The organism is Cellulomonas sp. P5_E12 (assembly GCF_054049315.1).
In genome coordinates this window covers 96840-120337 of record NZ_JBFUMP010000017.1, presented here as the reverse complement: position 1 = coordinate 120337, position 23498 = coordinate 96840, and the positions used below count along the sequence as shown (strand labels likewise).

General features: G+C 74.9%; 19 protein-coding genes. 7 read left to right on the top strand and 12 right to left on the bottom strand.

Annotated features, from left to right (window positions below):
* Nucleotides 1–124 precede the first annotated feature (124 nt).
* Entirely contained in the window at nt 125–661 is a 537-nt protein-coding gene (locus ACXJKA_RS14720) for a toxin (protein WP_456825951.1), read from the bottom strand.
* Between the two features lie 19 nt (nt 662–680).
* Nucleotides 681–2807 carry a 4-alpha-glucanotransferase gene (gene malQ / locus ACXJKA_RS14715; protein ID WP_456825950.1) on the bottom strand — a complete coding sequence of 709 codons (2127 nt, stop codon included), beginning with the start codon at nt 2805–2807 and terminating at the stop codon, nt 681–683.
* 134 nt (nt 2808–2941) lie between these two features.
* Here malQ and ACXJKA_RS14710 point away from each other — a divergent pair, with 134 nt between their 5' ends.
* Both ACXJKA_RS14710 and ACXJKA_RS14705 read left to right on the top strand, forming a co-directional pair.
* Nucleotides 2942–5080 carry a prolyl oligopeptidase family serine peptidase gene (locus ACXJKA_RS14710; RefSeq protein WP_456825949.1) on the top strand — a complete coding sequence of 713 codons (2139 nt, stop codon included), beginning with the start codon at nt 2942–2944 and terminating at the stop codon, nt 5078–5080.
* Complete coding sequence (locus ACXJKA_RS14705; protein WP_456825948.1) at nt 5077–6189, top strand: mechanosensitive ion channel family protein; 1113 nt, start codon at nt 5077–5079, stop codon at nt 6187–6189. Before ACXJKA_RS14710 ends, ACXJKA_RS14705 begins: the two co-directional genes overlap by 4 nt.
* 6 nt (nt 6190–6195) lie before the next feature.
* On the opposite strand, the gene ACXJKA_RS14700 is transcribed toward ACXJKA_RS14705, so the two are convergent.
* The 3 genes from ACXJKA_RS14700 to ACXJKA_RS14690 form a co-directional block, all read right to left on the bottom strand.
* Nucleotides 6196–6771 (bottom strand): dihydrofolate reductase family protein, encoded by a 576-nt coding sequence (locus ACXJKA_RS14700; RefSeq protein WP_456825947.1) that lies wholly within the window; start codon nt 6769–6771, stop codon nt 6196–6198.
* A 69-nt stretch (nt 6772–6840) separates the two neighbouring features.
* Entirely contained in the window at nt 6841–7302 is a 462-nt protein-coding gene (locus ACXJKA_RS14695) for a PTS sugar transporter subunit IIA (protein WP_456825946.1), read from the bottom strand.
* A gap of 16 nt (nt 7303–7318) precedes the next feature.
* A complete protein-coding gene (locus tag ACXJKA_RS14690) occupies nt 7319–7549 on the bottom strand; it encodes a glucose PTS transporter subunit EIIB (protein ID WP_456825945.1) in 231 nt (76 codons plus the stop codon).
* A 149-nt stretch (nt 7550–7698) separates the two neighbouring features.
* Here ACXJKA_RS14690 and ptsP point away from each other — a divergent pair, with 149 nt between their 5' ends.
* From ptsP to ACXJKA_RS14665, 5 genes are all read left to right on the top strand, one after another.
* Nucleotides 7699–9399 carry a phosphoenolpyruvate--protein phosphotransferase gene (ptsP, locus tag ACXJKA_RS14685; protein WP_456825944.1) on the top strand — a complete coding sequence of 567 codons (1701 nt, stop codon included), beginning with the start codon at nt 7699–7701 and terminating at the stop codon, nt 9397–9399.
* A gap of 22 nt (nt 9400–9421) precedes the next feature.
* A complete protein-coding gene (locus ACXJKA_RS14680) occupies nt 9422–9805 on the top strand; it encodes a globin (protein ID WP_456825943.1) in 384 nt (127 codons plus the stop codon).
* A gap of 72 nt (nt 9806–9877) precedes the next feature.
* Complete coding sequence (locus ACXJKA_RS14675) at nt 9878–10747, top strand: acyl-CoA thioesterase (RefSeq protein WP_456825942.1); 870 nt, start codon at nt 9878–9880, stop codon at nt 10745–10747.
* A gap of 43 nt (nt 10748–10790) precedes the next feature.
* Nucleotides 10791–11795 (top strand): DNA topoisomerase IB, encoded by a 1005-nt coding sequence (locus tag ACXJKA_RS14670; RefSeq protein ID WP_456825941.1) that lies wholly within the window; start codon nt 10791–10793, stop codon nt 11793–11795.
* Between the two features lie 52 nt (nt 11796–11847).
* Nucleotides 11848–13461 carry an SDR family oxidoreductase gene (locus ACXJKA_RS14665; protein ID WP_456825940.1) on the top strand — a complete coding sequence of 538 codons (1614 nt, stop codon included), beginning with the start codon at nt 11848–11850 and terminating at the stop codon, nt 13459–13461.
* On the opposite strand, the gene ACXJKA_RS14660 is transcribed toward ACXJKA_RS14665, so the two are convergent.
* The 7 genes from ACXJKA_RS14660 to ACXJKA_RS14630 form a co-directional block, all read right to left on the bottom strand.
* On the bottom strand, nt 13442–13936 hold the full coding sequence (locus ACXJKA_RS14660) for an acyl-CoA thioesterase (protein ID WP_456825939.1): 495 nt from the start codon (nt 13934–13936) through the stop codon (nt 13442–13444). The genes ACXJKA_RS14665 and ACXJKA_RS14660 overlap by 20 nt on opposite strands.
* A gap of 20 nt (nt 13937–13956) precedes the next feature.
* On the bottom strand, nt 13957–15558 hold the full coding sequence (locus tag ACXJKA_RS14655; RefSeq protein ID WP_456825938.1) for a GTPase: 1602 nt from the start codon (nt 15556–15558) through the stop codon (nt 13957–13959).
* A 14-nt stretch (nt 15559–15572) separates the two neighbouring features.
* Nucleotides 15573–17426: a dynamin family protein gene (locus tag ACXJKA_RS14650; protein ID WP_456825937.1), complete on the bottom strand. Its 1854-nt coding sequence runs from the start codon at nt 17424–17426 to the stop codon at nt 15573–15575.
* A gap of 111 nt (nt 17427–17537) precedes the next feature.
* A complete protein-coding gene (ettA, locus tag ACXJKA_RS14645) occupies nt 17538–19220 on the bottom strand; it encodes an energy-dependent translational throttle protein EttA (RefSeq protein ID WP_456825936.1) in 1683 nt (560 codons plus the stop codon).
* Nucleotides 19221–19380: 160 nt separating this feature from the next.
* On the bottom strand, nt 19381–19902 hold the full coding sequence (locus ACXJKA_RS14640; RefSeq protein ID WP_456825935.1) for a single-stranded DNA-binding protein: 522 nt from the start codon (nt 19900–19902) through the stop codon (nt 19381–19383).
* Between the two features lie 267 nt (nt 19903–20169).
* On the bottom strand, nt 20170–21657 hold the full coding sequence (locus ACXJKA_RS14635; RefSeq protein WP_456825934.1) for a GTPase: 1488 nt from the start codon (nt 21655–21657) through the stop codon (nt 20170–20172).
* A complete protein-coding gene (locus ACXJKA_RS14630; protein ID WP_456825933.1) occupies nt 21654–23420 on the bottom strand; it encodes a GTPase in 1767 nt (588 codons plus the stop codon). The genes ACXJKA_RS14635 and ACXJKA_RS14630 overlap by 4 nt, the downstream gene beginning before the upstream one ends.
* Nucleotides 23421–23498: the final 78 nt, after the last annotated feature.

Sequence of the window (23498 nt, the reverse complement as noted above, 5' to 3'; positions counted from 1 at the left end):
CCCGTCGCCGGGTCGAGCTCGAGGATGCGGTCGCCGGGGATGTCGCTCCACCGCAGCAGCCCCAGGTCGGGCAGCCACAGGGGTCCTTCGCTCCACGTCGCGCCCGGTGCGACCAGCTCTTCTGCTAGAGCCCCGCCAGCCAGCGGCGCGCCTGGCGGGGGCTGCGCAGACGGATCACGGGGATCGGGGACTCGGCGGCGAGCGCCGTGTACCGGGCCCGGTTCGGTGCGTGCGCCGTCCACGACCAGAGCACGATGTTCTGCTCCGGGTCCGGGTTCAGCAGGTTGCGCAGCTCCTCGCGGTTGCCGTGCCACAGCTCGGTGCGCAGCAGTCCGCGGCGCAGCGTCCGGCGGATCACCCGCGGCATCACCGTGCGCCGCGGGTAGTCGAGCCACACGAAGGCGTCGGCGTCGGTGAGCAGCCCCGCGGTCCCGGACGTCCAGTTGCCGTCGGTGACCCAGCCGTGGTCCGACGACGCCACGAAGTCCTCGATCAGCGCCCGCGCCTGGTCCGGGTCCCGCTTGGTCCAGCCGGCGTCCCAGAACACCTCGTCGAGCTCCAGGTGCGGCACGCCGAGGACCGCCGCGAGCCGGCGCGCGAACGTCGTCTTGCCGGAGCCGGAGTTGCCGACGACGCGGACACGGCGGAGCTGCTCGGGCACCCCGGCATCCTAGGACCGGTCAGCTGTTGAGCACGGCCGCCAGGGAGCGCAGGCGCTGGTTGGTGAACAGGTCCTCGACCAGGACGACACGGCCCGAGCTGTCGGCCAGCGGCACCTTCCAGTTGGGGTACTCCTGGTCGGTCCCCGGCTGGTTCTGCGCGCGCCGCTCCCCCACCGCGTCGGCCAGCGAGACGCCCAGCAGCACGGAAGGCGTCGCCATGACGTAGCGGTGCAGCGCCTCGACGATCTCGCGCTCCGACGGGTCATCGCCCACCAGTCCGCGGTCCCGGAGCACCCCGAGCATCTGGTCGCGCTCGGCGAGCGCCGCCGCCCGGACCACCTCGACGGGCTCCGTGAGCAGCCCGAGGCGCTCGCGGATGGCCACGTGCTCGCCCGCGAGGTACCCGGCGCTGGGCGGCAGGTCGTGCGTGGTCACCGTCGCGAGCACCAGCGGCCGGTAGTGCTCGGGGGCCAGCGGCGCGCCGTGCACGTCGCGCTCGAACCACAGCACCGACGTGCCGAGGATCCCGCGGTCGGACAGGTAGTCGCGCACCCAGGGCTCGACGACGCCGAGGTCCTCCCCGATCACCACCGCACCGGCGCGGTGCGCCTCGAGCGCGAGGATGCCGACGAGCGCCTCGTGGTCGTAGCGGACGTACGCGCCGTCGCCGGAGTCGGCGCCCTCGGGGATCCACCACAGCCGGAACAGGCCGATCACGTGGTCGATCCTGATGGCGCCCGCATGCCGCAGGACCGTGCGGAGCATGTCCCGGTAGGGCCTGTACGCGGCCCGCGCCAGCGCGTCGGGGCGCCACGGCGGCTGCGACCAGTTCTGGCCCTGCTGGTTGTACATGTCGGGCGGGGCACCCACCGTGGCGCCGCGGGCCAGCACATCGCCGAGCGCCCACACGTCGGCGCCCTGCGGGTGCACCCCGACGGCCAGGTCGTGCATGATGCCCAGCGCCATGCCGCCGTCCAGCGCCGCGCGCTGAGCCGCCGCGAGCTGCTCGTCGGCGAGCCACTGCAGCCAGGTGTGGAACTCGACGCGGTCCGCCAGCTCCTCGCGAAGCTCGGCGACGACGGCCGACGACGGGTCCTGCGCGCCGGCGGGCCACTCGTCGTCGTACTTCTCCGCGAGCGCGCACCAGAGAGCGAACGTCTCCAGCCCCGCGCCCTCCTGCTCGACGAACGCGTCGAACGCGGCCTGCCGCGCGGCCGACCGGGGGGCCGCGAAGACGACCTCGAGCGCGGCGCGCTTGGCGGTCCAGGCCGCGTCACGGTCGATCGGTCCCGCGTCGCCGTCCGTGGCCAGCACGGGCTCGGCCGCCCACTCGACCAGGGTGCGGTCCGCCGACGAGAGGTAGCCCGCCTCGCGCACGTCCTCCACGCGGATGTACAGCGGGTTCACGAACCGGCGGGTCGTGGGCAGGTACGGGGACGGCGTGAGCGGCGCGGTCGGTTCCGCGGCGTGCAGCGGGTTGATGAGCAGAAAGTCGGCGTCGAGCTCGCGGCCGGCCAGCCACCCGATCTCCGCGAGGTCCGCCAGGTCGCCGACGCCCCACGACGCGCGGGAGCGCACCGAGTAGAGCTGGGCCATGAGCCCCCACGCGCGGCGGCCCTGGAGCGCCTCGGGCAGCTCCAGGTGCGACGGCGTCACGACGAGCGGGCTGTGCGCGCTCGCGCTGGGGCCCTCGGCGACGATCTCGTGCCAGCCGAGCGGCAGGTCCGTCGGCAGCGTGAAGGTCGCGCGACCCACCAGCCGGCCGTCGACCGTCCGCGGGGCCACCGGCACGTCGGCCTGCGACACCTCCCGGCGACCGCCCCCGGCCTCGGGGTCGAGCTCGATCCAGACCTCGACCGGGTCGCCGTGCGTGAGATGGACCGGGACGTGAGCCTGGCGGCCCTCGCGGACGACGAGCACGGGCGGGAGCACGCGCCGCCAGGGCATGTCCTCGACGTGGGCGATGGCCAGGTCGACCCGCTCCGGCGACGATGCATCGACACCGAGCGCGCCGAGCACGCCCTGCAACGTGGTGGTGGACGCGCGCCGGTGGAGACCGTGGAAGTCCCAGTGGTCGGGGACCACGCCGTAGGCGGCCGCCAGGCGCAGGAGGGCGTCGGACGCGGTGCCGGTGTCGTCTGCCACACGCCGATCCTGCCAGAGCCGCGCGCGCGCACGCAGGACGAACGCTCTCGACTGCGTCACTCGCGCGGCGTGCGCCCCTCACCGACCGCGTCACTCGCCCACCGTCACGGCCACCCGTCGTAGCCTTGCGGACCATGACCGCACCCGCTCTGCGCACGTACCCGCCGGCTCCCCGAGGCGATCTCGTCGAGGACCTGCACGGACACTCGGTCGCCGACCCGTTCCGCGCCCTCGAGGACGCTGCCGCCGACGAGACCGAGGTGTGGTCCCTCGCGCAGGACGATCTGTACGCCGACTATCGCGCCCAGGTCGGCAGCGACGGCGCGTTCGCGACCGGGGCCCTCACGGCCCGGCTGCGTGAGCTGCTCGGCGCGGGCTTCGTCAGCCCGCCGGCGTGGCGCGGCGAGCGGCGGTTCTTCTCCCGGCGGTCCGGCGACCAGGAGCACGCGGTGGTCGTCGTCGCCGAGGGCGACGAGGAGCGCGTGCTGCTCGACCCGATCGCGATCGACCCCGCCGGCACCACCACGCTCGACGCGTGGCAGCCCTCCAAGGAGGGCCGGCTCGTGGCCTACCAGGTGTCGTCGGGCGGCACCGAGGAGAGCGTGCTGCACGTGATCGACGTCGCGACCGGGGAGCTCGTCGACGGCCCCGTCGACCGCGCCCGGTACTCCCCCGTCGCGTGGCTGCCGGGCGGCGAGGCGTTCTACTACGTGCGCCGGCTGCCTCCCGAGGAGCTGCCCGAGGACGAGGCGCAGTACCACCGGCGCGTCTGGCTGCACACCCTGGGCACGCCGGCGACGGACGACGTCGAGGTGTTCGGCGCCGGGCTGGACCACACCAACTACTACGGCGTGTCCGTCTCCCGCGACGGGCGCTGGCTGATCGTGTCGGCGTCCGCGGGCACCGCGCCGCGCACCGACGTCTGGATCGCCGACCTCGCCGCCACCGACCCGTCGGCCCCCGCGTTCGTCGAGGTCGCGGTCGGGCTCGACGCCGAGAGCGGCGCCTGGGTGGCCCGCGACGGGCGCCTCTACGTGCACACCGACCTCGACGCGCCCCGCGGGCGGCTCGCCGTGGCCGACCCGACCGCGCCGGGCGTCGAGCACTGGACGACCCTGGTCGCACAGGACCCGACGGCGGTGCTCGAGGACGTCGCGTTCACCGACGGCGGCGGCGACGACACGACACCCGAGCTGCTGCTGGTCTCGTGGCGCCGGCACGCGGTCTCGGAGGTCACCGTGCACGACCCGCGGACCGGGTCCCGGACCGGCTCCGTGGAGCTTCCCGGGCTCGGCTCGATCTCGGGCCTCGCGACGCGCCCCGAGGGCGGCCGCGAGGTCTGGTTCTCCTACACCGACCACACGACGCCGACCAGCGTGCACCGCTTCGACGCGCGCACCGGCGACACCTCGCTGTGGGCCGCGCCTCCCGGCCTCGTCGCCGACCTGCCCGACGTGCGCGCCCAGCAGATCGAGGTCACGAGCCCGGACGGCACCACGGTCCGCGCGTTCGTCGTCGCCCGCACGGATGCCCTCGACGCGCAGGGCCGTCCGCTGGCCCCCGCGCCGACCATCCTCTACGGGTACGGCGGCTTCCAGATCTCGCTCGACCCCGCGTTCTCCGCCAGCACGCTCGCGTGGGTCGAGGCAGGCGGCGTGTACGTCGTCGCCAACCTGCGCGGAGGCGGCGAGGAGGGCGAGGAGTGGCACCGCGCCGGCATGCGGGCGCACAAGCAGAACGTGTTCGACGACTTCCACGCGGTCGGCGACCACCTCGTCGCCCACGGGTGGACCACTCCCGACGCGCTGGCGTGCTGGGGCGGCTCCAACGGCGGCCTGCTCGTCGGCGCCGCCCTGACGCAGCGGCCCGACCTGTTCGCGGCCGTCGTGTGCTCGGCCCCGCTGCTCGACATGGTGCGCTACCAGCGGTTCGGCCTGGGCGTCACGTGGACCGAGGAGTACGGCGACGCCGACGACCCGACCGAGCTCGGGTGGCTGCTGGGCTACTCGCCGTACCACCGCGTCGTCGACGGCACGGACTACCCGGCCACCCTGTTCACGGTCTTCGAGGGCGACACCCGCGTCGACCCGCTGCATGCCCGCAAGCTCGCCGCGGCGCTGCAGGCGGCCACCAGCGGCGACCGGCCGATCCTCGTGCGCCGGGAGCGCGGCGTCGGCCACGGCGGCCGCGCGCTCTCGCGCACCATCGGGCTCACCGTGGAGCAATTGCAGTTCGTCGCCGACCGCACGGGGCTCACCGGGGACCGCGCGTGATCGCGGCGGCCCCGGAACCGAGCCCGTCGACCAGCGACGGCATCCTCGGCACGAACGTCCCTCCGCCGAGCACCTGGTGGGACTGGTTCGTCGGGCTGCCCCTGCGGATCATTCTCATCGTCGCCATCAGCGGCATCGTGCTCGTCCTGCTGCGGCGCAGCATCCGCAGCATCACCAACCACGTCGCGGACGGCACCCCGTTCCTCGACCGCGGGATCCTCAAGCCCATCGGGCAGTCCGAGGTCGGCGGCGTGCTGGCGAAGGCCAACCCGCTGGCGAGCGCCCGCCGCGCCCAGCGCGCCCGCACGCTCGGCTCGGTGCTGCGCTCGTCCGCCACCATCGTCGTCGGCGGCACCGCGTTCTTCCTCGTCCTGGGCGAGCTCGGGGTCAACCTCGCGCCGTTCATCGCCTCCGCCGGCGTGATCGGCGTCGCACTCGGTTTCGGCGCGCAGAGCCTGGTCAAGGACTTCCTCACCGGTCTCTTCATGCTCCTCGAGGACCAGTACGGAGTGGGCGACGTGGTCGACGTCGGGCCGGCCAACGGCACAGTCGAGGCGGTCACGCTGCGCATCACCAAGATCCGCGACGCGGACGGCACGCTCTGGTACGTCCCCAACGGCACCATGCTGCGCGTGGGCAACAAGACGCAGGGCTGGGCGACCGCGGTGGTCGAGATCGACGTCGACTACTTCGCGGACCTGGACCAGGTGCGCGCCCTGCTGGGCGAGGCCGCGTCGCGCGTGGTCAAGGACCCGGTGGTCGGCGCGCACGTGCTGGGCACACCGACCATCACCGGCATCGAACGGCTCAGCGCCGACGCCGTGACGCTGCGCCTCAAGGTGAAGACGTCTCCCGCGATGCAGTGGGAGGTGGCCCGGCAGCTGCGGATCGCCACCCGGGACGCGCTCGAGAAGGCGGACGTGCCTCTCGCCGGGCAGCGGGACCTCATGGCGACGCACCGTGCATCCGTCGGCGGCAACGACGCCACTCCTCGGGACCCGCGCAACACACCGCTGGACGACGTCGTGGACAACCGGGACGCCCGCGTGGCCGCGTCCGGAGGCGAGTTCGTGCCGACCGAGGAGCCGGCGCCGACCGAGGAGCGCTGAGCCCGCTTACTGCGTCGCGCCTCCCGGCGGTCCGTCCAGGACGGTCGGCACGTACTCGAGGAGCTGCGTCCGGCCGTCGAACGTCCTGCTGGCGACCATCTCGAGACCGACGTCCGGATAGCCGTCGTAGATCCGCTCGTGCCCCGTGCTGCCGGTGATCACCGGGAAGACGACCACCCGGAACCGGTCGACCAGGCCCGCCTCGAGCAGCGACCGGCACAGCGTGAGGCTGCCGAGCGTGCGCAATCCGGCGGCGTCGCCGTCCTTCATCGACCGGACCGCCTCGACCGGGTCACCGCCGACCAGTCGGGTGTTGGCCCACGCCAACGGCTCCGACAGGGTCGAGGAGAACACCACCTTGGGCAGCGCGGTCAGCTGGTCCACGCCCTCCTCGCCCGTGGCGGCGAGCTCCGATATCAACCGGTACGTCGTGGCGCCCATCAGGATCGTGTACTCACCCTCCGGCGACTCGCCCAGCCAGGTCAGGTACTCGGGCCCCTCGAGCCCCCACCAGCCGCGCCAGCCCTCCGCCGACGCGTAGCCGTCGAGCGAGGTGATGAAGTCGACCAGCAGCTCTGCCATCGGATCCTCCCGGTGCTCGCAGTCGTCTCCACCGTGCGCGTCGAGCCGCGAGACGGCAACCGCGGCCGGTCAGGCCCAGTCGAGCAGGGCCTGCCCAGCGTCGACCGTCTCGCCGTCGGCGGCGAGCACGGTGAGCAGGTCCGCGTCGGCCTGGAGCGCGACGACCGGGCAGACGGTCGCCAGGCCTGCGGCCGCGACGTCCACGGGCGACCACGTGATCAGGCGCTCCCCCGCGCGCACGCTCTGCCCGCCGGTCACGTGGAGCGTGAACCCCCGGCCCGCGAGGCCCACGGTGTCGATGCCGAGGTGCACGAGGACGACGCGGCCCTCGCTCAGCTCGAGGGCGAACGCGTGCGGGTGCAGCGCGCCGATCACACCGTCCGCGGGCGCGAGCACGGTCTGGGTCTGCACGTGCTGCGGCTCGAGCGCGACGCCGGGGCCGACGATGCCCTCGGCGAACACCGGGTCGGGCACGGCGGTGACGGGTCGGAGCACTCCCGTCAGGGGGCTCAGCAGCCGGATCGTGGTCATCGGCTGCGGCGGGGGGTCAGCGCAGGCTGTCGAGCTCGGCAGCGAGGTTGTCGGCCTCCGGGCCGACGATCACCTGGACGATGCGACCGGAGCGCACGACACCGAAGGCGCCGCTCGCCTTGAGGGCGACCTCGTCGACGAGGTGGGCGTCGCTCACCTCCACGCGGAGCCGGGTGATGCACGGCTCGAGGTCGACGACGTTCCCGTCGCCGCCCAGCGCTGCGAGGATCTGCTCTGCCTTGCTCATGGAACTCCCCAGCTCACGTGGCGCCGGTCGGCGCACCGCCACAGCCTAACCCTGGGACGGCTCACGAGCCGTGCGGCACCGTGTCAGGGTGGCGTCCGCGGACGCGGAGGGACCACACTGCGATCAGGTCGACGAGGAGGTCACACCAGGTGAGCACGGTGCACGCGGCAAACCCGACGGTCCTCACCGGGATCGGGGTGAGCCCGGGACGCGTCGTCGCGCCCGCCGTGCTCATGCCGGACCCCGTGGCCGAGCCGCCCTCGGGCCGGCGCCTGCCGCCCGGCACCGACTACGCGGAGGTCGCCAAGCGCATCGGAGTGGCCTCCGAGGTGGTCCGCGCGGCGCTCGACGCGGCGGCCGACCTCGCCCAGGGCGACAGCGCGGACCTGCTGCACGCGACCGCGGCGATCGCCGCCGACCCCACCCTGGTCGCCGACGCGGAGCAGCGCGTGGTCGACGACCGCCTGGTGCCCGAACGTGCGGTCTGGGAGGCCGCCGAGGCGATCTCCGTGCAGTTCGAGGCGCTCGGCGGCTACTTCGCGGAGCGCACGCGAGACATCGCCGACGTCCGCGACCGGCTCGTCGCCGAGCTGACGGGCCGCCCGGCGCCCGGCGTGCCGGCGCACGAGGCACCGTTCGTGCTGGTCGCCGCCGACCTCGCCCCGGCCATCGTCGCCACGCTCGACGTCGACCGCGTGCTCGCCATCGTCACCGGCACCGGCGGCCCCACCTCGCACACAGCGATCCTGGCCCGCGCCCGCGGCATCCCCACCGTCGTCGCCGCCCGGGGCGCCGAGGCCGCGGTGCAGGCGGAGACGCTCGTGCTCGTGGACGGCTCCGCGGGCACGGTCACCATCGACCCCACGCAGGAGCAGGTCGCCGCCGCGCTCGCCCTCGCGGCGCAGGTCCGCACCTTCGACGGGCACGGGCGCACCGCCGACGGCCACCACGTCGAGCTGCTCGCCAACGTCGGCGACCCCGCGGACGCCGCACCCGCGGCCGCCGCGGGCGCGGAGGGCGTCGGGCTCTTCCGCACCGAGTTCGGGTTCCTGGACCGGGAGGAGGCGCCGACCATCGCGGAGCAGGTCGTCGCCTACCGTCGCGTGCTCGCGGCGTTCCCCGGGCGCAAGGTCGTCATCCGCACGCTGGACGCCGGCGCGGACAAGCCGCTGCCGTTCCTCGCCGGCGACGCCGAGGTCAACCCGGCGCTCGGCGTCCGCGGCCTGCGGACCGCGGCGCGCCATCCCGAGGTCCTGCAGGACCAGCTCGCGGCGATCGCCCAGGCGGCCGCCGCCGAGACCGCCGAGGTCTGGGTCATGGCGCCCATGGTCTCGACGGTCGACGAGACCGAGTGGTTCGTGGCGGCGTGCGCGGCCCACGGGCTCGGCGTCGCCGGCGTGATGATCGAGGTGCCCAGCGCCGCCCTGCTGGCGGGGCCGATCCTGGCGCACGCCGCGTTCGCGAGCATCGGCACCAACGACCTCACGCAGTACGCGATGGCCGCCGACCGCCTCCTCGGCGCCGTCGCGGAGCTGTCCGACCCGTGGCAGCCCGCCGTCCTGCACCTCGTGGCCGCGGCCTGCAACGGCGGCGCCCAGCAGGGCCGGCCGGTGGGGGTGTGCGGCGAGGCCGCGGCCAACCCCGCGCTCGCCGCGGTTCTCGTCGGGCTCGGGGTCTCCTCGTTGTCCATGACGCCGCGCGCGCTGCCCGACGTCGCCGCCCTGCTCGCGGCGACGTCGCTGGAGGAGTGCCGACGCCTCGCGCAGCTGGCCCTGGCCTCCTCCAGCGCCGCGGACGCGCGAGCCGTCGTGCGGGCCGCGCTGCCCGTGCTGGGGGAGCTGGGGCTCTGAGTCTGCGTGTGAGGATGGCGTCGTGAGATCCGACTCCTTCTACTCGGCGATCGGCGGGCACGAGACCTTCGTCGCCCTGGTCGACGAGTTCTACCGCGGCGTCGCCGACGACCCGGTGCTGCGACCCATGTACCCGGAGCAGGACCTCGGCCCCGCGGCCGAGCGCCTGACCCTGTTCCTCGAGCAGTACTGGGGCGGCCCGACCACCTACTCCGACGAGCGTGGGCACCCCCGGCTGCGCATGCGGCACGCGCCGTTCAAGGTGAACCCCGACGCGCGCGACCGGTGGCTGCTGCACATGCGCGCCGCCGTCGACAGCCTCGACCTGGCGCCGATGCACCGCGCGCAGCTGTGGGACTACCTCGAGCGCGCCGCGCACTCGATGCTCAACACGTTCGACGACTGAGCGACGGACGTCACGCCGTCAGGAGACCGGTCTCTGCGCTTCGCGCGGAGTCGTCGTGAGACGCTGCCGTCCATGACGACCGAGCCCGACCCGACCGCTCCCGTCCTCGACATCCTGCGGCTGGAGAAGGACCCGGCGACACCGGACGTCTTCAGCGGCCGCAGCCTGCCGCAGCCCAGCGGACGCGTGTTCGGTGGTCAGGTGCTCGCCCAGGCGCTGCTCGCGGCCGGCCGGACGGTCCCCGAGGGCCGCCTGCCGCACTCCCTGCACGGCTACTTCCTGCGCGCCGGCGACGTGCGCGAACCGATCACGTTCGCGGTCGAGCGGCTGCGCGACGGTCGCTCGTTCACCGCGCGCCGGACGCACGCGCTGCAGGGCGGCGACGCCATCCTGTCGATGATCACGTCGTTCCAGGAGCAGCAGCCGGGCCTCGACTACGCCGACCCCATGCCCTCGGGGGTCCCCGCGCCGGAGGACGTGCCGTCGGCGCTCGAGATGCTGGGCGGGATCGACCACCCGGTGGCCAAGTTCTGGACGCAGGAGGCCGCGTTCGACGTGCGGCACGTGGGCGGCGCGATCTACCTCGGCCCGCCGGCCGAGCCCTCCGGGCAGCAGTGCGTGTGGTTCCGGTCGCGCGGCCCGCTGCCCGACGACCAGCTGCTGCACCGCGCACTCCTGGCGTACGCGTGCGACCAGGTGATGCTCGAACCGATCCTGCGGCGGGCCGGCAAGTCGTGGATCACCCCCGGCCTGTCCATCGCCAGCCTGGACCACGCCATGTGGTGGCACCGCGACGTCCGTGTCGACGACTGGCTCTTGTACGTGCAGTCCACGCCGAGCGCGCAGGGCGGCCGTGGCCTGGGCGCCGCGCGCGTGTTCACCCGCGACGGTGCTCTCGTGGCGTCCGTGGCCCAGGAGGGCATGGTCCGGTTCCCGGACTGAGGCTCCCCGCGCGGTCCGACGTTCGCCGGGTGACACTTCCGGCATGGTCCGCCTGCGCCGCGTACGCATCGACGCCCCCGGCTGGTCGCGGCGCCGCGCCGGCCGGGGGTTCGTCTACCTCGACCTCGACAAGCTCCGGATCGTCGACGAGGAGCACCTCGAGCGGATCTCGACGCTCGCGATCCCGCCCGCGTGGAGCGACGTGTGGATCAGCCCGTGGCCGAACGGGCACATCCAGGCGGCCGGGCTCGACGACGCGGAACGGCGCCAGTACCTGTACCACCAGCAGTGGACGGTGCGCCGGGGCCGCCTCAAGCACGACCGGGTGCTCGAGATCGCCCGCCGGCTGCCCGCCGCGCGGCGCCGCGTCCGCGCGCACCTGGCGCTCGAAGGCATGCCGCGCGAGAAGGTCCTCGCCCTCGCGTTCCGGCTGCTCGACCTCGCGTACCTGCGCGTGGGCGGCGAGGGCTACGCGCTCCAGCACGGCTCGTACGGACTGGCCACCCTGCTGCGCACGCACGTCCGCGTCCTGGCGCCCGAGAGCGACGGCGACCCGGGCCGGGTGCACCTGCACTTCCCCGCCAAGTCCGGCCAGGTGCGGGACACGGTCGTCGAGGACGACGTCGTCGCGACGCTCGTCCGCGCGTTGACCCGCCGTCGGGACGACGGCGAGGAGCTGCTCGCGTGGCGCGACGACGACGGCGGCTGGCACGACGTGACCAGCGCGGACGTCGGTGCCTACGTCAAGCAGCAGCTGGGCGACGAGGCCACGCCGAAGGACTTCCGCACCTGGCACGCCACGGTGCTGGCCGCCCGCGGGCTCGCGGACGCGGGCGCGCCCCCGACGTCCGAGCGCGCCCGCCGCCGCGTGGTGACGGCGGTGGTGCGCGACGTCGCCGAGGAGCTGGGCAACACGCCCGCGGTGTGTCGGGCGTCGTACATCGACCCCCGGATCATCGACCTCTGGGAGCACGGCCAGACCATCCGGCCGACCCGGTCGCAGGCCGTCGCCGAGAAGGCGACGCTCGCGCTCCTGAGCGCAGGCTGAGGATCGGGCGCGACCGGGTGCGGGTCGGGCCCGCGCACCACAGACTGCCCAGATGGCCACCGCCCCGGACGACCTCCTGCCCGCACCCGTCGCCGAGACCCTCGTCGGGCTCGTGCCGGGTCTCGGGCCCGACGGTCGGGCACGGGCGGACGCGCCGCTCGTCGCGGTCACCGGCGTCACCGGGTACGTGGGCGGCCGGCTGGTCCCCGAGCTGCTGGCCGCCGGCTACCGCGTCCGTGCCGTCGCCCGGCACCCCGACCGGCTGCGCGGGCACCCCTGGTACGCCGACGTCGAGACCGCCGCGGCGGACGCCGACGAGCCGTCGCAGATCCGGGCGGCCCTCGAGGGCGCGGACATCGCCTACTACCTCATCCACTCGCTCGGCTCCGGCCGCAGCTTCGAGTCGACCGACCGGCACACCGCGCTCACGTTCGCGCGGGCCGCCCGCGAGGCGGGCGTGGGGCGCATCGTCTACCTCGGCGGGCTCTACCCCGAGGGTGAGGACCTCTCCCCGCACCTGGCGTCGCGCACCGAGGTGGGCGAGATCCTGCTTGCCTCCGGCGTGCCGACCACCGTCCTGCGGGCGGCCGTCATCCTGGGCTCGGGGTCGGCGTCGTTCGAGATGATGCGCTACCTCACCGAGCGGCTGCCCGCGATGACGGTGCCGCGCTGGGTGGAGAACCGGATCCAGCCCATCGCGATCCGCGACGTGCTGCGCTACCTCGTCGGGTCGGCCGCGATGCCGTCCGAGGTCAGCCGGGGGTTCGACATCGGCGGCCCGGACGTCCTGACCTACCGCGACATGATGCAGCGCTACGCGCAGGCGGCCGGGCTGCACCGACGCATCATCGTCGGGGTCGGGGTCCTGACGCCGCGGCTCTCGAGCCTCTGGGTCTCGCTGGTGACGCCCGTGCCGTCGGGTCTCGCGCGCCCGCTCGTCGAGTCCCTGGTGCACGAGGTGGTGTGCGACGAGCACGACATCGCCGCCCATGTGCCCGACCCGCCCGACGGGCTCATCGGGTTCGACCGTGCGGTGCGGCTCGCCCTGCGGCGGGTGCAGGAGGCGGCGGTCGCCACGCGGTGGTCGTCGGCCGCCGTGCCCGGCGCGCCCAGCGACCCGTTGCCCAGCGACCCCGACTGGGCGGGCGGCTCCCTGTTCGTCGACGAGCGCCAGGTCACGGTCGACGCCTCGCCCGCGGCGCTGTGGCGGGTGCTCGAGGCCGTCGGCGGCGAGCACGGCTGGTACTCGTGGGGGCTCGCGTGGCGCGTGCGGGGGCTGGCCGACCGGCTGATCGGCGGACCGGGGCTGCGCCGTGGCCGGCGGGACCCGCGGGTCCTGCTGGTGGACGACGCCGTCGACTTCTGGCGCGTCGAGGCCGTCGAGGAGGGCCGGCTGCTGCGCCTGAGGGCCGAGATGCGGGTGCCGGGCCTCGCCTGGTTGGAGCTGCGCGTCGAACCGGGCGGCTCCGCCCCCGACGCCCCGCCGACGGTCTTCGCGCAGCGCGCCCTGTTCCACCCCAAGGGGCTGCTCGGACAGCTCTACTGGTGGTCCGTCTATCCGTTCCACGGCGTGGTGTTCGGCGGCATGCAGCGCAACATCGCCCGGGCCGCCGAGACGGCCGAGCGGGCCCGCACGGATCGACGGGTCAGCGCCGCCGGCGGATGACGACCGGCTCCTCCAGGTACGCGCTCCATGCCTCGCGCCCCGCGCCGTCGATGCGCCGCGGGGTCCCGGTCGCGGCGTCGACCAGCACGAGGGTCGTCAGCGCGCGCGCGTACGTGACGCGCTCGGGGCCGGGCTCCCCCGCGTCCCGGACCTCGTAGCAGACGTCGAGGCTCGCACCGCCGAGGTGCCCGATCCACATCTCGACGATGACCGGCGTGCGGCGGTAGCCGAGCGGCTTGAGGTACTCGATCTCCTGCCGCGCGACCAGCGTCGACAGCTCGGCGCCGGGGCCCGCGTCGAGCACGGCCGTGGGCCACGTGCTCTCCACCCGGCTGCCGTCGGGCGCGGGCGGGTGGCTCCAGAAAGCCTCGATCCGGGCCTCCTCGAGGAGCCGCAGCATCTCCACGTTGTTGACGTGCTGGTACGCGTCCATGTCCGACCAGCGCAGCTGGACGGGAACCTCGAGGCGAGTCATGCGCTCGATCCTAAGAGCGGTCAGGCCGCTGCCCGCGACGCGGCCGCGCGGCACCGGGCCAGGGCGTCCATCTCGGCGCTGACCGGGCCGATGACGTGCTCGTTCACCGCGAGCGCGACCGACGCACCGAGCCCCCGCCGGGCGCGCGCGGCGCGGTGCCGGCCCGCGAGGGCGCCGAGCACCCACCCGACACCGGCGACCAGCAGGCCCGCGAGCAGGCCGGCGGCCAGCAGGAGCGTCGGCGCGGGCAGGCCCCACCACGCGGGCGTCTCGGGCGACGGCAGCTGCAGCCAGCCCAGCCCGACGAGCAGCAGCAGCCACACGAGCCCGGTCGCCGCGACCGCGAGCAGCAGCCACTGCAGCAGCGCGAGCACCCGCCACGTCCACGGGACGCGGGACGTCCCGACGGGCACCCGCACGACGCTCCGGTCGAGCACGTCGTCGAGGTCCACGTCGGCGGCGCGCGAGCGCGCGGCCAGGACCCAGTCGTCCGGCGCCCCGGAGGTCGCGGCGTCGACGTAGGTGCGCAGAGAGCTGACGGCCGCGGCGCGCTCCCCCGCGGCCGGCGCCGAGCGCGACGACCGCAGCAGGTCGTCCTGGCCTGCCTGGGACCGCTCGCGGCCGAGCCCGATCCGGCGCAGCGGGTCGGGACGCAGCCGGGCGACCCAGCGCGTCACGGGCCAGCCGGTGGCCGCCCGCGCGGACCGCTTGGTCGAGCGGCGGACGGCGTCGGCGACCTCGTCGATCCCGGCCGCCGCCTCCCACGCACGCACCAGGGCCGCCGCGGCCCCGACCTCGCGGCGGGTGTTCGGCGGACGACCGCAGGCCTCGACCAGCGCGCGCGCCGCCAGCCGCACGTCACCCGTGACGCGCTCCGTCGCGGCGAGCCTGCGCTGGGCGGCCCGCGCGAGCAGGTCGCGCAGCTCCGGCACCCCGGCACCCGTCGACGCGCTGACGGCCAGGACCGGTGACGCGGCCAGCCCGTCGTCGGCCGCCAGCCGCTGCAGGTCGGCCACCATCGCCCGCTGCTCGGCGAGACTGAGGCGGTCGGACTGGTTGAGCACGAGCACGACGACGCTCGCGTGGTCGGCGAGCCCGCGCAGGTAGCGCGCGTGCAGGGCGGCGTCGGCGTACTTCTGCGGGTCGACCACCCAGACGAGCAGGTCGACGCGCTCGTACAGCCGCTCCGCGATGGTGCGGTGCTCCGTCACCACCGAGTCGTGGTCGGGCAGGTCCAGCAGCACCAGGCCCGTCGCCGACTCCTGGAGCGCACGGCTGCCCGCCACGTGGCGCTCCTGCACGTCGAGCCAGTCGAGGAGCTCGTCGGCACCGTCGTCCATGGACCCTCGCGCGGGCACGATCACCGCGACGGGCCGTCCCGTGGTCGGTCGCCGGACCCCGGCCTCCGCGATCCGCGCCTCAGCCAGGGCGTTGAGCAGCGACGACTTCCCGGACCCCGTCGCGCCGGCGAGCGCGACGACCGTGTACTCACCCGAGAGCGCGGCGCGGTCCCGCGCCCGGGACACGACCACCGCGGGGACGTCGAGCGTCGCGTCGGGCAACCGGCCCCGCGCCAGCCCGACTGCCTCGTCCAGCGCCGCGACCCGTTCCCGGAGGGTCACGACAGCCTGGGGACTCACTCGGACCCCCGACGCCACCGGGTCCACCAGTGGCCGCGGGACGCCGGCTGCCGACCGTCGTCCGCCGGTGCGGCCGACCGTGCGACTACCCCGGTCCCCCGCAGGAAGCCGTCGCCCCCGGCGGGCAGTCCACCCTCGCCCCAGGCCGCCGCCGTCGGGCGGGCGGCCATCGCGGCGTGCAGCCGGGCCGCGGAGCGGCGCAGGCCGTCGCCGTCGCGCGACGCCGCGCCCGTCGCGTCCAGCTGCCGCGTGAACCGCGCGGCCTCCTCGTCCAGCAGCGCTTCCGTGCGCACGGCCAGCCGCTCGTGCGCCTCCCGGGTGAGCCGGCGGACGGCGTCGTCGCCGAACACCGCCTCGAGCGCGCGCTGAGCGAGGAGCGCGGTCCCGCCGACGATGCCCACCTCAGCGCCCGTGAGGCCGCCCGTCGACGCGAAGACCGCGACCATGAGGACGGCGCCGAGGCCGTTGATCCCGTACGAGTACGCGCGCGCGGCCGTCCGTCGCCCTGCGCCCTCCGTCTCGACCAGCGCCAGCACGTCGCTCTGCCAGGCGCGCACCTGCTCGGCCGCGCGGGTGCGCAGGTCCCCCGACGCCCGCGACAGGGCAAGCCCGTCGAGCAGCGCACGGCCCGCCGGGTCGTGCCTCCAGGCCGAGTGCGCGGTCTCGGCGGCCTCCTCGGCGGAGTCCTGCAGGACGGCGGCGAGACCGTGCGCGACGGCCTCGACGAGCGCCGGCTCCGCCGGTCGGCGACCGCGCACGAAGCCGACGACGCGGTCGCGCAACCGGGAGACGCCCTGCTCCAGGGACCGGAACCACTCGCTCGTGCCGACCACGTCCTGCCACCGGGCCAGGACCTCGCCCCGCAGCAGCGATCCGTCGGATGTCGCCTGCTCCACCCGCGTGGCCGCCGCGGCGTACGCAGCCGCGACCGCCCCGCGCAGGCGCACGTCCGCCGCCCGCTGGTCGTCCGCCGCCGTCGCCAGGTCGAGCGCTCGGCGGGACACGTCCGCCACCGCGCCGTCCCACGTCTCCGCGAGCGCGGCGGCGCGCACCTGGGGATCGGTGGCCGTGGTCGTGAGGAAGTCGGCGATCGGGCCGACGGCCGCCTCGGGCAGCAGCCCGTCCTCGAGCTGCACCTCCGGCACCACGACGACGGTCGCCGACGCGAGGCCCGCCTCGGCGAGCATCTGGCGCAGGTGGTCCCCGACCGCGGTCTCCGCGCCGGCGTCGACCCGGTCCAGCACGAGGGCCAGGTGGGTGCCGCGGCGGGCGGCGTCCGCCAGCAGCTCCCACGGCACGGCGTCGGCGTAGCGCGCGGCGGTGGTCACGAACAACCACACGTCCGCGGCGCCCAGCAGCTGGGCGGCCAGGATGCGGTTGCCCTCCTCGACCGAGTCGACGTCCGGCGCGTCCAGCAGCGCGAGGCCCACCGGCAGCGCCTCCGACGCGACGAGCCGCAGCCCAGGCCGGGTCCCGGCCTCCGGGGCGGCGGTCGCGCGGGTCAGGGACGGCAGCACCCGGTCCGAGCTGAACCACCGCACGTCCAGCGGGTGGTGCACCAGCACCGGCCACCGGGTGGTCGGCCGCAGCACCCCGGACGGGCTGACCTCCGCCCCGACGAGAGAGTTCACCACCGTCGACTTGCCGGCGCCGGTCGAGCCACCGACCACCACGAGCACGGGGGCGCCGGGGTCGCGCAGGCGGGGCAGCAGGTAGTCGTCGAGCTGGTCGAGGACCCTCGTCCGGTCCGCCCGACCGGCCGCGGCGGTCGCCGCCTCCAGCGGGAGGCGCAGGTCGGCCACCTCGGAGCGCAGCGCGAGCAGCGCGTCGACGAGCTCGTCGTGCTCCATCGCCGGCACCGCCTCTCGCAGGTCGTGTCGAGCGTATCGGCGCAGGTCGCAGGCGGCGCACCGACGACGAGGCCGCCCGCTCCCAGCGGAACGGGCGGCCTGGTCGAGCACTCAGTCGCGGCGCAGCTTGCGGTACGTCACCCGGTGCGGGCGCGCCGCGTCGGCCCCGAGCCGCGCGACCTTGTTCTCCTCGTAGGAGGCGAAGTTGCCCTCGAACCAGTACCAGTTCGCCGGGTTCTCCTCGGTCCCCTCGTAGGCCAGGATGTGCGTCGCCACCCGGTCGAGGAACCACCGGTCGTGGGACACCACGACCGCGCAGCCGGGGAACTCCAGCAGGGCGTTCTCCAGCGAGCCGAGGGTCTCGACGTCCAGGTCGTTGGTGGGCTCGTCGAGGAGCAGCAGGTTGCCGCCCTGCTTGAGCGTGAGCGCGAGGTTGAGGCGGTTGCGCTCACCACCGGACAGCACGCCGGCCGGCTTCTGCTGGTCCGGACCCTTGAAGCCGAACGCGGCGACGTAGGCCCGCGACGGCATCTCGACGTTGCCGACCTTGAGGAAGTCGAGCCCGTCGGAGACCACCTCGAAGAGCGTCTTCTTGGGGTCGATGCCCCCGCGGGACTGGTCGACGTAGGAGATCGACACCGTCTCGCCGACCTTGAGCTCGCCCTTGTCCAGCGGCTCGAGCCCGACGATCGTCTTGAACAGCGTCGTCTTGCCGACGCCGTTCGGGCCGATGACGCCGACGATGCCGTTGCGCGGCAGCGTGAAGCTCAGGCCGTCGATGAGCACGCGCCCGTCGAAGCCCTTCTCCAGGTCCTTCGCCTCGAGCACGATCGAGCCCAGGCGCGGGCCCGGCGGGATCTGGATCTCCTCGAAGTCGAGCTTCCTGGTGCGGTCCGCCTCCGCCGCCATCTCCTCGTAGCGCGCGAGGCGGGACTTCGACTTGGTCTGGCGGCCCTTGGCGTTGGACCGCACCCACTCGAGCTCGTCCTTGAGTCGCTTGGCGAGCTTGAGGTCCTTCTTGCCCTGGATGGCAAGGCGCTCGCCCTTCTTCTCCAGGTAGGTCGAGTAGTTGCCCTCGTACGGGTACAGGCGGCCGCGGTCGACCTCGCAGATCCACTCGGCGACGTGGTCGAGGAAGTACCGGTCGTGGGTGACGGCCAGGATCGCGCCCGGGTAGTCCTTCAGGTGCGCCTCGAGCCAGAGCACGCTCTCGGCGTCCAGGTGGTTGGTCGGCTCGTCGAGGAGCAGCAGGTCCGGCTTCTCCAGCAGGAGCTTGCACAGGGCGACGCGGCGGCGCTCACCACCGGACAGGACGGTGACGTCCGCGTCCGCCGGCGGGCAGCGCAGCGCGTCCATCGCCTGCTCGAGCTGGGCGTCGAGGTCCCACGCGTCGGCGGCGTCGATGGCCTCCTGCAGCACGCCCATCTCGGCCAGCAGCGCGTCGAAGTCGGCGTCGGGCTCGGCCATCAACGCGGAGATCTCGTTGTAGCGGTCGAGCTTGCCCTTGATCTCGGCGACGCCCTCCTCGACGTTGCCGAGCACGGTCTTCGCCTCGTTCAGCGGCGGCTCCTGCTGCAGGATCCCGACGGTGTACCCGGGGCTCAGCCGCGCCTCGCCGTTCGACGGCTGGTCCAGGCCGGCCATGATCTTGAGGATCGTCGACTTGCCGGCACCGTTGGGCCCGACGACGCCGATCTTGGCGCCCGGCAGGAAGTTCAGGGTGACGTCGTCGAGGATGACCTTGTCGCCGTGCGCCTTGCGCGTCTTGTACATGGAGTAGATGAACTCAGCCACTGGCTCTTCGTCCGCCTCGGTGATCGTGGGGGTCGCCCCGGCGCTGACCTGGCTCGGGGCACTGCTGACCGGCACCGCCGGCGGCGGGCCGACCGCGCAGCACGCGTGCGCGCGGTCCGACCTGTCGCCTCGTCGGGCGCCGGTGCCCCAGCCTAGGCGATCACCTGGCCGCGGCCAGCGCGAGCTCCGGCTCGACGTCCAGCTTCGGCTCCAGCTCGTCGACCGGCACCAGGCCGGCCTCGTCGTCGTCGGGGAGCTCCTCCAGGCCGGAGACGTCGGCCGGGGCGTCGTCGGCCCCCGCCGCCGCGGTCCCGCTCACGGTCCGTGCGAAGTGACTGCTGCCGAACACCAGGTTGTGGCCCAACGCGCTCGCCTCGAGCACGAGCGTGGTGCGAGGCCCCTCCGGCCCGGCCCACTCCTCGGTCGAGAGCTGGCCCTGCACGATCACCGGGTCGCCCTTGCGCAGCGAGCGCGCGGCGTTCACGGCCATCGCGCGGAACACCTTCACGTGGAACCACTCCGTCTGCGCGTCCCGCCAGGCGCCGATGCCCTTGTCGAACCACCGGCGCGTGCTGCCCACGCGGAACGTCGCGTACGGGACACCCCCGTCGGTCTCGTGGAAGATCTTGGGCTCGGTGCCGATCCACCCCACCACGGTCAGGTCCAGGGTCTGCGTGCTCATGCGATGCCTCCCGTGCGCTGCGCCCCGGCGGCTGCGGGGCTCGTGCGACCAGGCTGGACGTGCGCGGACGCGTCGTGCGGCGGTCCGACGAGAACGTGGAGGGCGCGAGCGGGACGCGGGGCTGTGGGCGGCTGAGTCGCGACAAGGACAGCGGCTCAGCGGCAACAAGGGCAGCGGCTCGGCTACCAAGGAGACAGCGGCTCAGCCGCAACGTCGGCGGTGGCTCGGCCACGACCCACGGCAGTGCGCGGCCGCACCCACCACAGCTCAGCCGCGGGCGGCCGTGATGAGCTCGCGCACGGTGCGGTGCTCGGCCAGCACGGCCTCGGTGGGCACGGCGAGCCGCGCGCGAGCCACGCTCTCGAGCGCCACGCGGCCGTCGTGCAGCACCTGGGCGGACCGCCGGCGCGCCGCCGAGCGGCGGGCCACGACGGACCAGATCGCGGCCGCCACTGCCGCGACGAGCAGGACGACCGCTGCGGCCGGCGCCCAGACGTTCGAGCGCGTCCCCCCGACCAGCGACCCGACCGCGATCGACCCGACGAGCACGGCCGCACCGGCGAGCACGACGGCGGCGACCAGCAGCGAGAGCGCCAGGGCGGACCGCCGGGTCGACACGGCGAGGTGCGTGACCGCGTCGGTCACCGCGAGCAGCATCTCGGCCGTCGAGGCCACCCGCGACGCGACGTCCTGGCCCCACCGCCGAGGCAGCCCGCTGGTGACGCCGTCGAGCCAGGCCGCACGGGCGAGCCCGACCGTGTCCTCCTGCACGACCCCGAACCCGGGCGCGCCGGCCGAGCCGGTGCGGACCGCCGAGGCGACGCCGGCGGCCACGGACGGCAGCCCGATCGCCGTGGACAGCCGGTCGACGACGTCGACGACGGAGAGGGCGGCCGGCGCGGGCTCGCGGGCGGCGACCTCGGCCGCGAGCAGCGCCGCGGCGTCGTTGAGCTCGGCACCCGCGTGGCGCGCCGCGGACGAGCGCGAGCTCACGGCGGACGCCAGCAGCTCGCGCAGCACCCCGATGCCCTCGCCGGTGCGGGCCGACGCCTCGCGGACCGGCACCCCGGTGAGGCCGTCGTCGACCAGCAGGTGCTCGACGTCGGCCACCAGCTCCGCCCGGACGTCCTCGGGCACGGTGTCCACCTGGTTCAGCACCACGACCATCGACGCCTCGTGGCCGACGAGCCGGCGCAGGTAGCCGCTGTGCAGGGCGTCGTCCGCGTACTTCTGCGGGTCGACCACCCAGGCGAGCAGGTCGGCCTGCGGCAGCAGGCGGTCGACCACCTCGCGGTGCTCGGGCGCGATCGAGTCGTGGTCGGGCAGGTCGAGGAGCACGAGTCCGCGCAGCGCGGCCTCCGACTCCCCGTCGAGCAGGCTCTCACGCTCGATGCGGCGGTCGGGCACCACGCCGAGCCAGTCGAGCAGCGGACCCCCGTCGTGCCCCCAGACGCACGCGGTGATCTCGGAGGTGGTGGGGCGACGCACCCCGACGTCCGCGAAGTCGAGCCGGCAGATCGAGTTGAACAGGCTGGACTTGCCGGACCCGGTTCCGCCCACCAGGGCGACGACCGTGTGGTCCACCCCGAGGGCGAGCCGCTCACGAACGCCGTCGACGGTCGCGACGACGCTGGTCACGACGGCGGGCGCCAGACGTGTGCCGCCGACCGCGAGCGCGCGGTCCAGCGCGTCCACGCGGACCGCGAGCGCGGCCGTCTCGTCGCCGTGCAGCGGTCCGTCGGGCAGCGCGGTCACGTGAGTCCCTTCAGCACGGCGAGCCGCAGGCGGAGCCGCGAGGCGGCGTCCTCGGCGAGGTCGGGGTCGGCGAGCACGTCGCCGACGGCGGAACGCTCGACCGCCACCTGGCCGGCGACCTGCGCCACCAGGTCGTCGCGCAGCTCCTCGACGGCCCGCTCACCGGCGGTGTCGATCAGGTCCACCAGCAGGTCGTGCGCGCCGCGGACACCGGCGGCGGCGGCGAGCGCCACGGCGGCCAGCCCGTCGTCCCCGAGCGCGTGCTCGGCCTTGCGCCGCCGACGAGCCTCGCGCGCCACGTCCCGGCGGGGGCGGGCGACACCGTCGGGGGACGACTCCGCCGGACCGCTCGACAGCGCGGCCCGCACCACGCGTGGGCCCTGCGCAGTCCACGCGCGCGCGGCCTGCTCGGCCGCGGCGCGCCGTCCGGCGCGCAACCCGGTGGCCACCCAGGCCGCGTCGACCGACGCACCGCCCTCGGGCTGGTCGGGCGAGGTCAGCGCCGCGCGCAGCACCTCCTCGGTGTGCGCACCGGCCGCGGTGAGCACAGCGGCCGCCGAGCGGGTCAGATCCTCGACCAGCGGCGCGACCGCGGCGGCCCGGGCACGGCCCTCGCGCGCCGATCCGCGCACGCGACCCGACGACCGGACCACCCCCGCCAGCGGAGCGCCGTCCGCCGTGAGCTCCGACCAGCGCGCCCGGACCGCACCGTCCGCGACGGCTCCGCCCCGGATGGAGGCCGCCGCCTGCGCGGTCGGCGCCTCGATCACCTGGTCGAGCACGGCCGCGATCCTGCTCGCCGCGTCCGCCTGCGCCTGCACGGCCTCGGCCAGCTCGTCCACCCACGGGCGCAGCGCCGACAGGGACCCCCGCAGCGTGCGGCCGATCACCGTGCGCGCGCGGTCCGGCCCGGCCAGCATCGCGAGCCAGCGCTGGATCGGCGCGACGACGGGCGCCGGGAGCAGGCCCTCGTGCGGTCCCAGGTCCGGGACGACGAACAAGGGCGACCCCTGCAGGCCGTGCCCGCGCAGCCGGTCGAGCAGGTCCCCGCGGACCGTCGGCAGCGACGCGGGAGGAACGCGGTTGAGCACCATCGCGATCGACGCCCCGCGCTCGACCGCGCCCTCGAGCACCCGCCACGGCAGCGCGTCGCCGTACCGGGCCGCCGTCGTGACGAACAGCCAGAGGTCCGCCGCCTCGAGCAGCCGGTGGGCCGACTCCCGGTTCGACTCCAGCACGGAGTCAAGGTCGGGGGCGTCCAGCAGCGCGATGCCGCGCGGCACGTGCTCGTCCGACACGACCGTCACCGACTCGAGGACCGGGTGGTGCGACAGCAGCTCGGCGTCGAGCGGGTGGTGCACGAGCACGGGACGCCGGGTGGTGGGCCGCAGCACGCCCGCCGTGCTGACCTCGGCCCGCACGAGCGAGTTCACCAGCGTGGACTTGCCGGCGCCGGTCGACCCCGACACCACGACGACGGCGGGTGCGGACAGCTCCGTGAGGCGCGGCACCAGGTGCTCGCCCAGCTGGTCGACCAGGCGCGCACGCGAGGCCCGGGCCGAGGTGATGCCGTCGATCTCCAGCGGGAAGCCGGTCGCCTCCACGTCGCGGCGCAGGTCACGCACCGCGTCCAGCAGGGAGGTCGCCGCGAGCGGCCGAGCCAGGACGTCGCGCGGGTCCAGGGCGGCATGGCGCGCCGGTGCAGCCAGCGGCCGCACTGGTTGCGCGGGTTGCACTGGCGCCGTGCCGGGCTGCGCGCTCACGCGACCATTGTCGCGGTGCGATCTGACCTGGCAAAACGCGCCACGCGGTGCGGAGGCGTGCGGTTCGTCGTGAGCGGA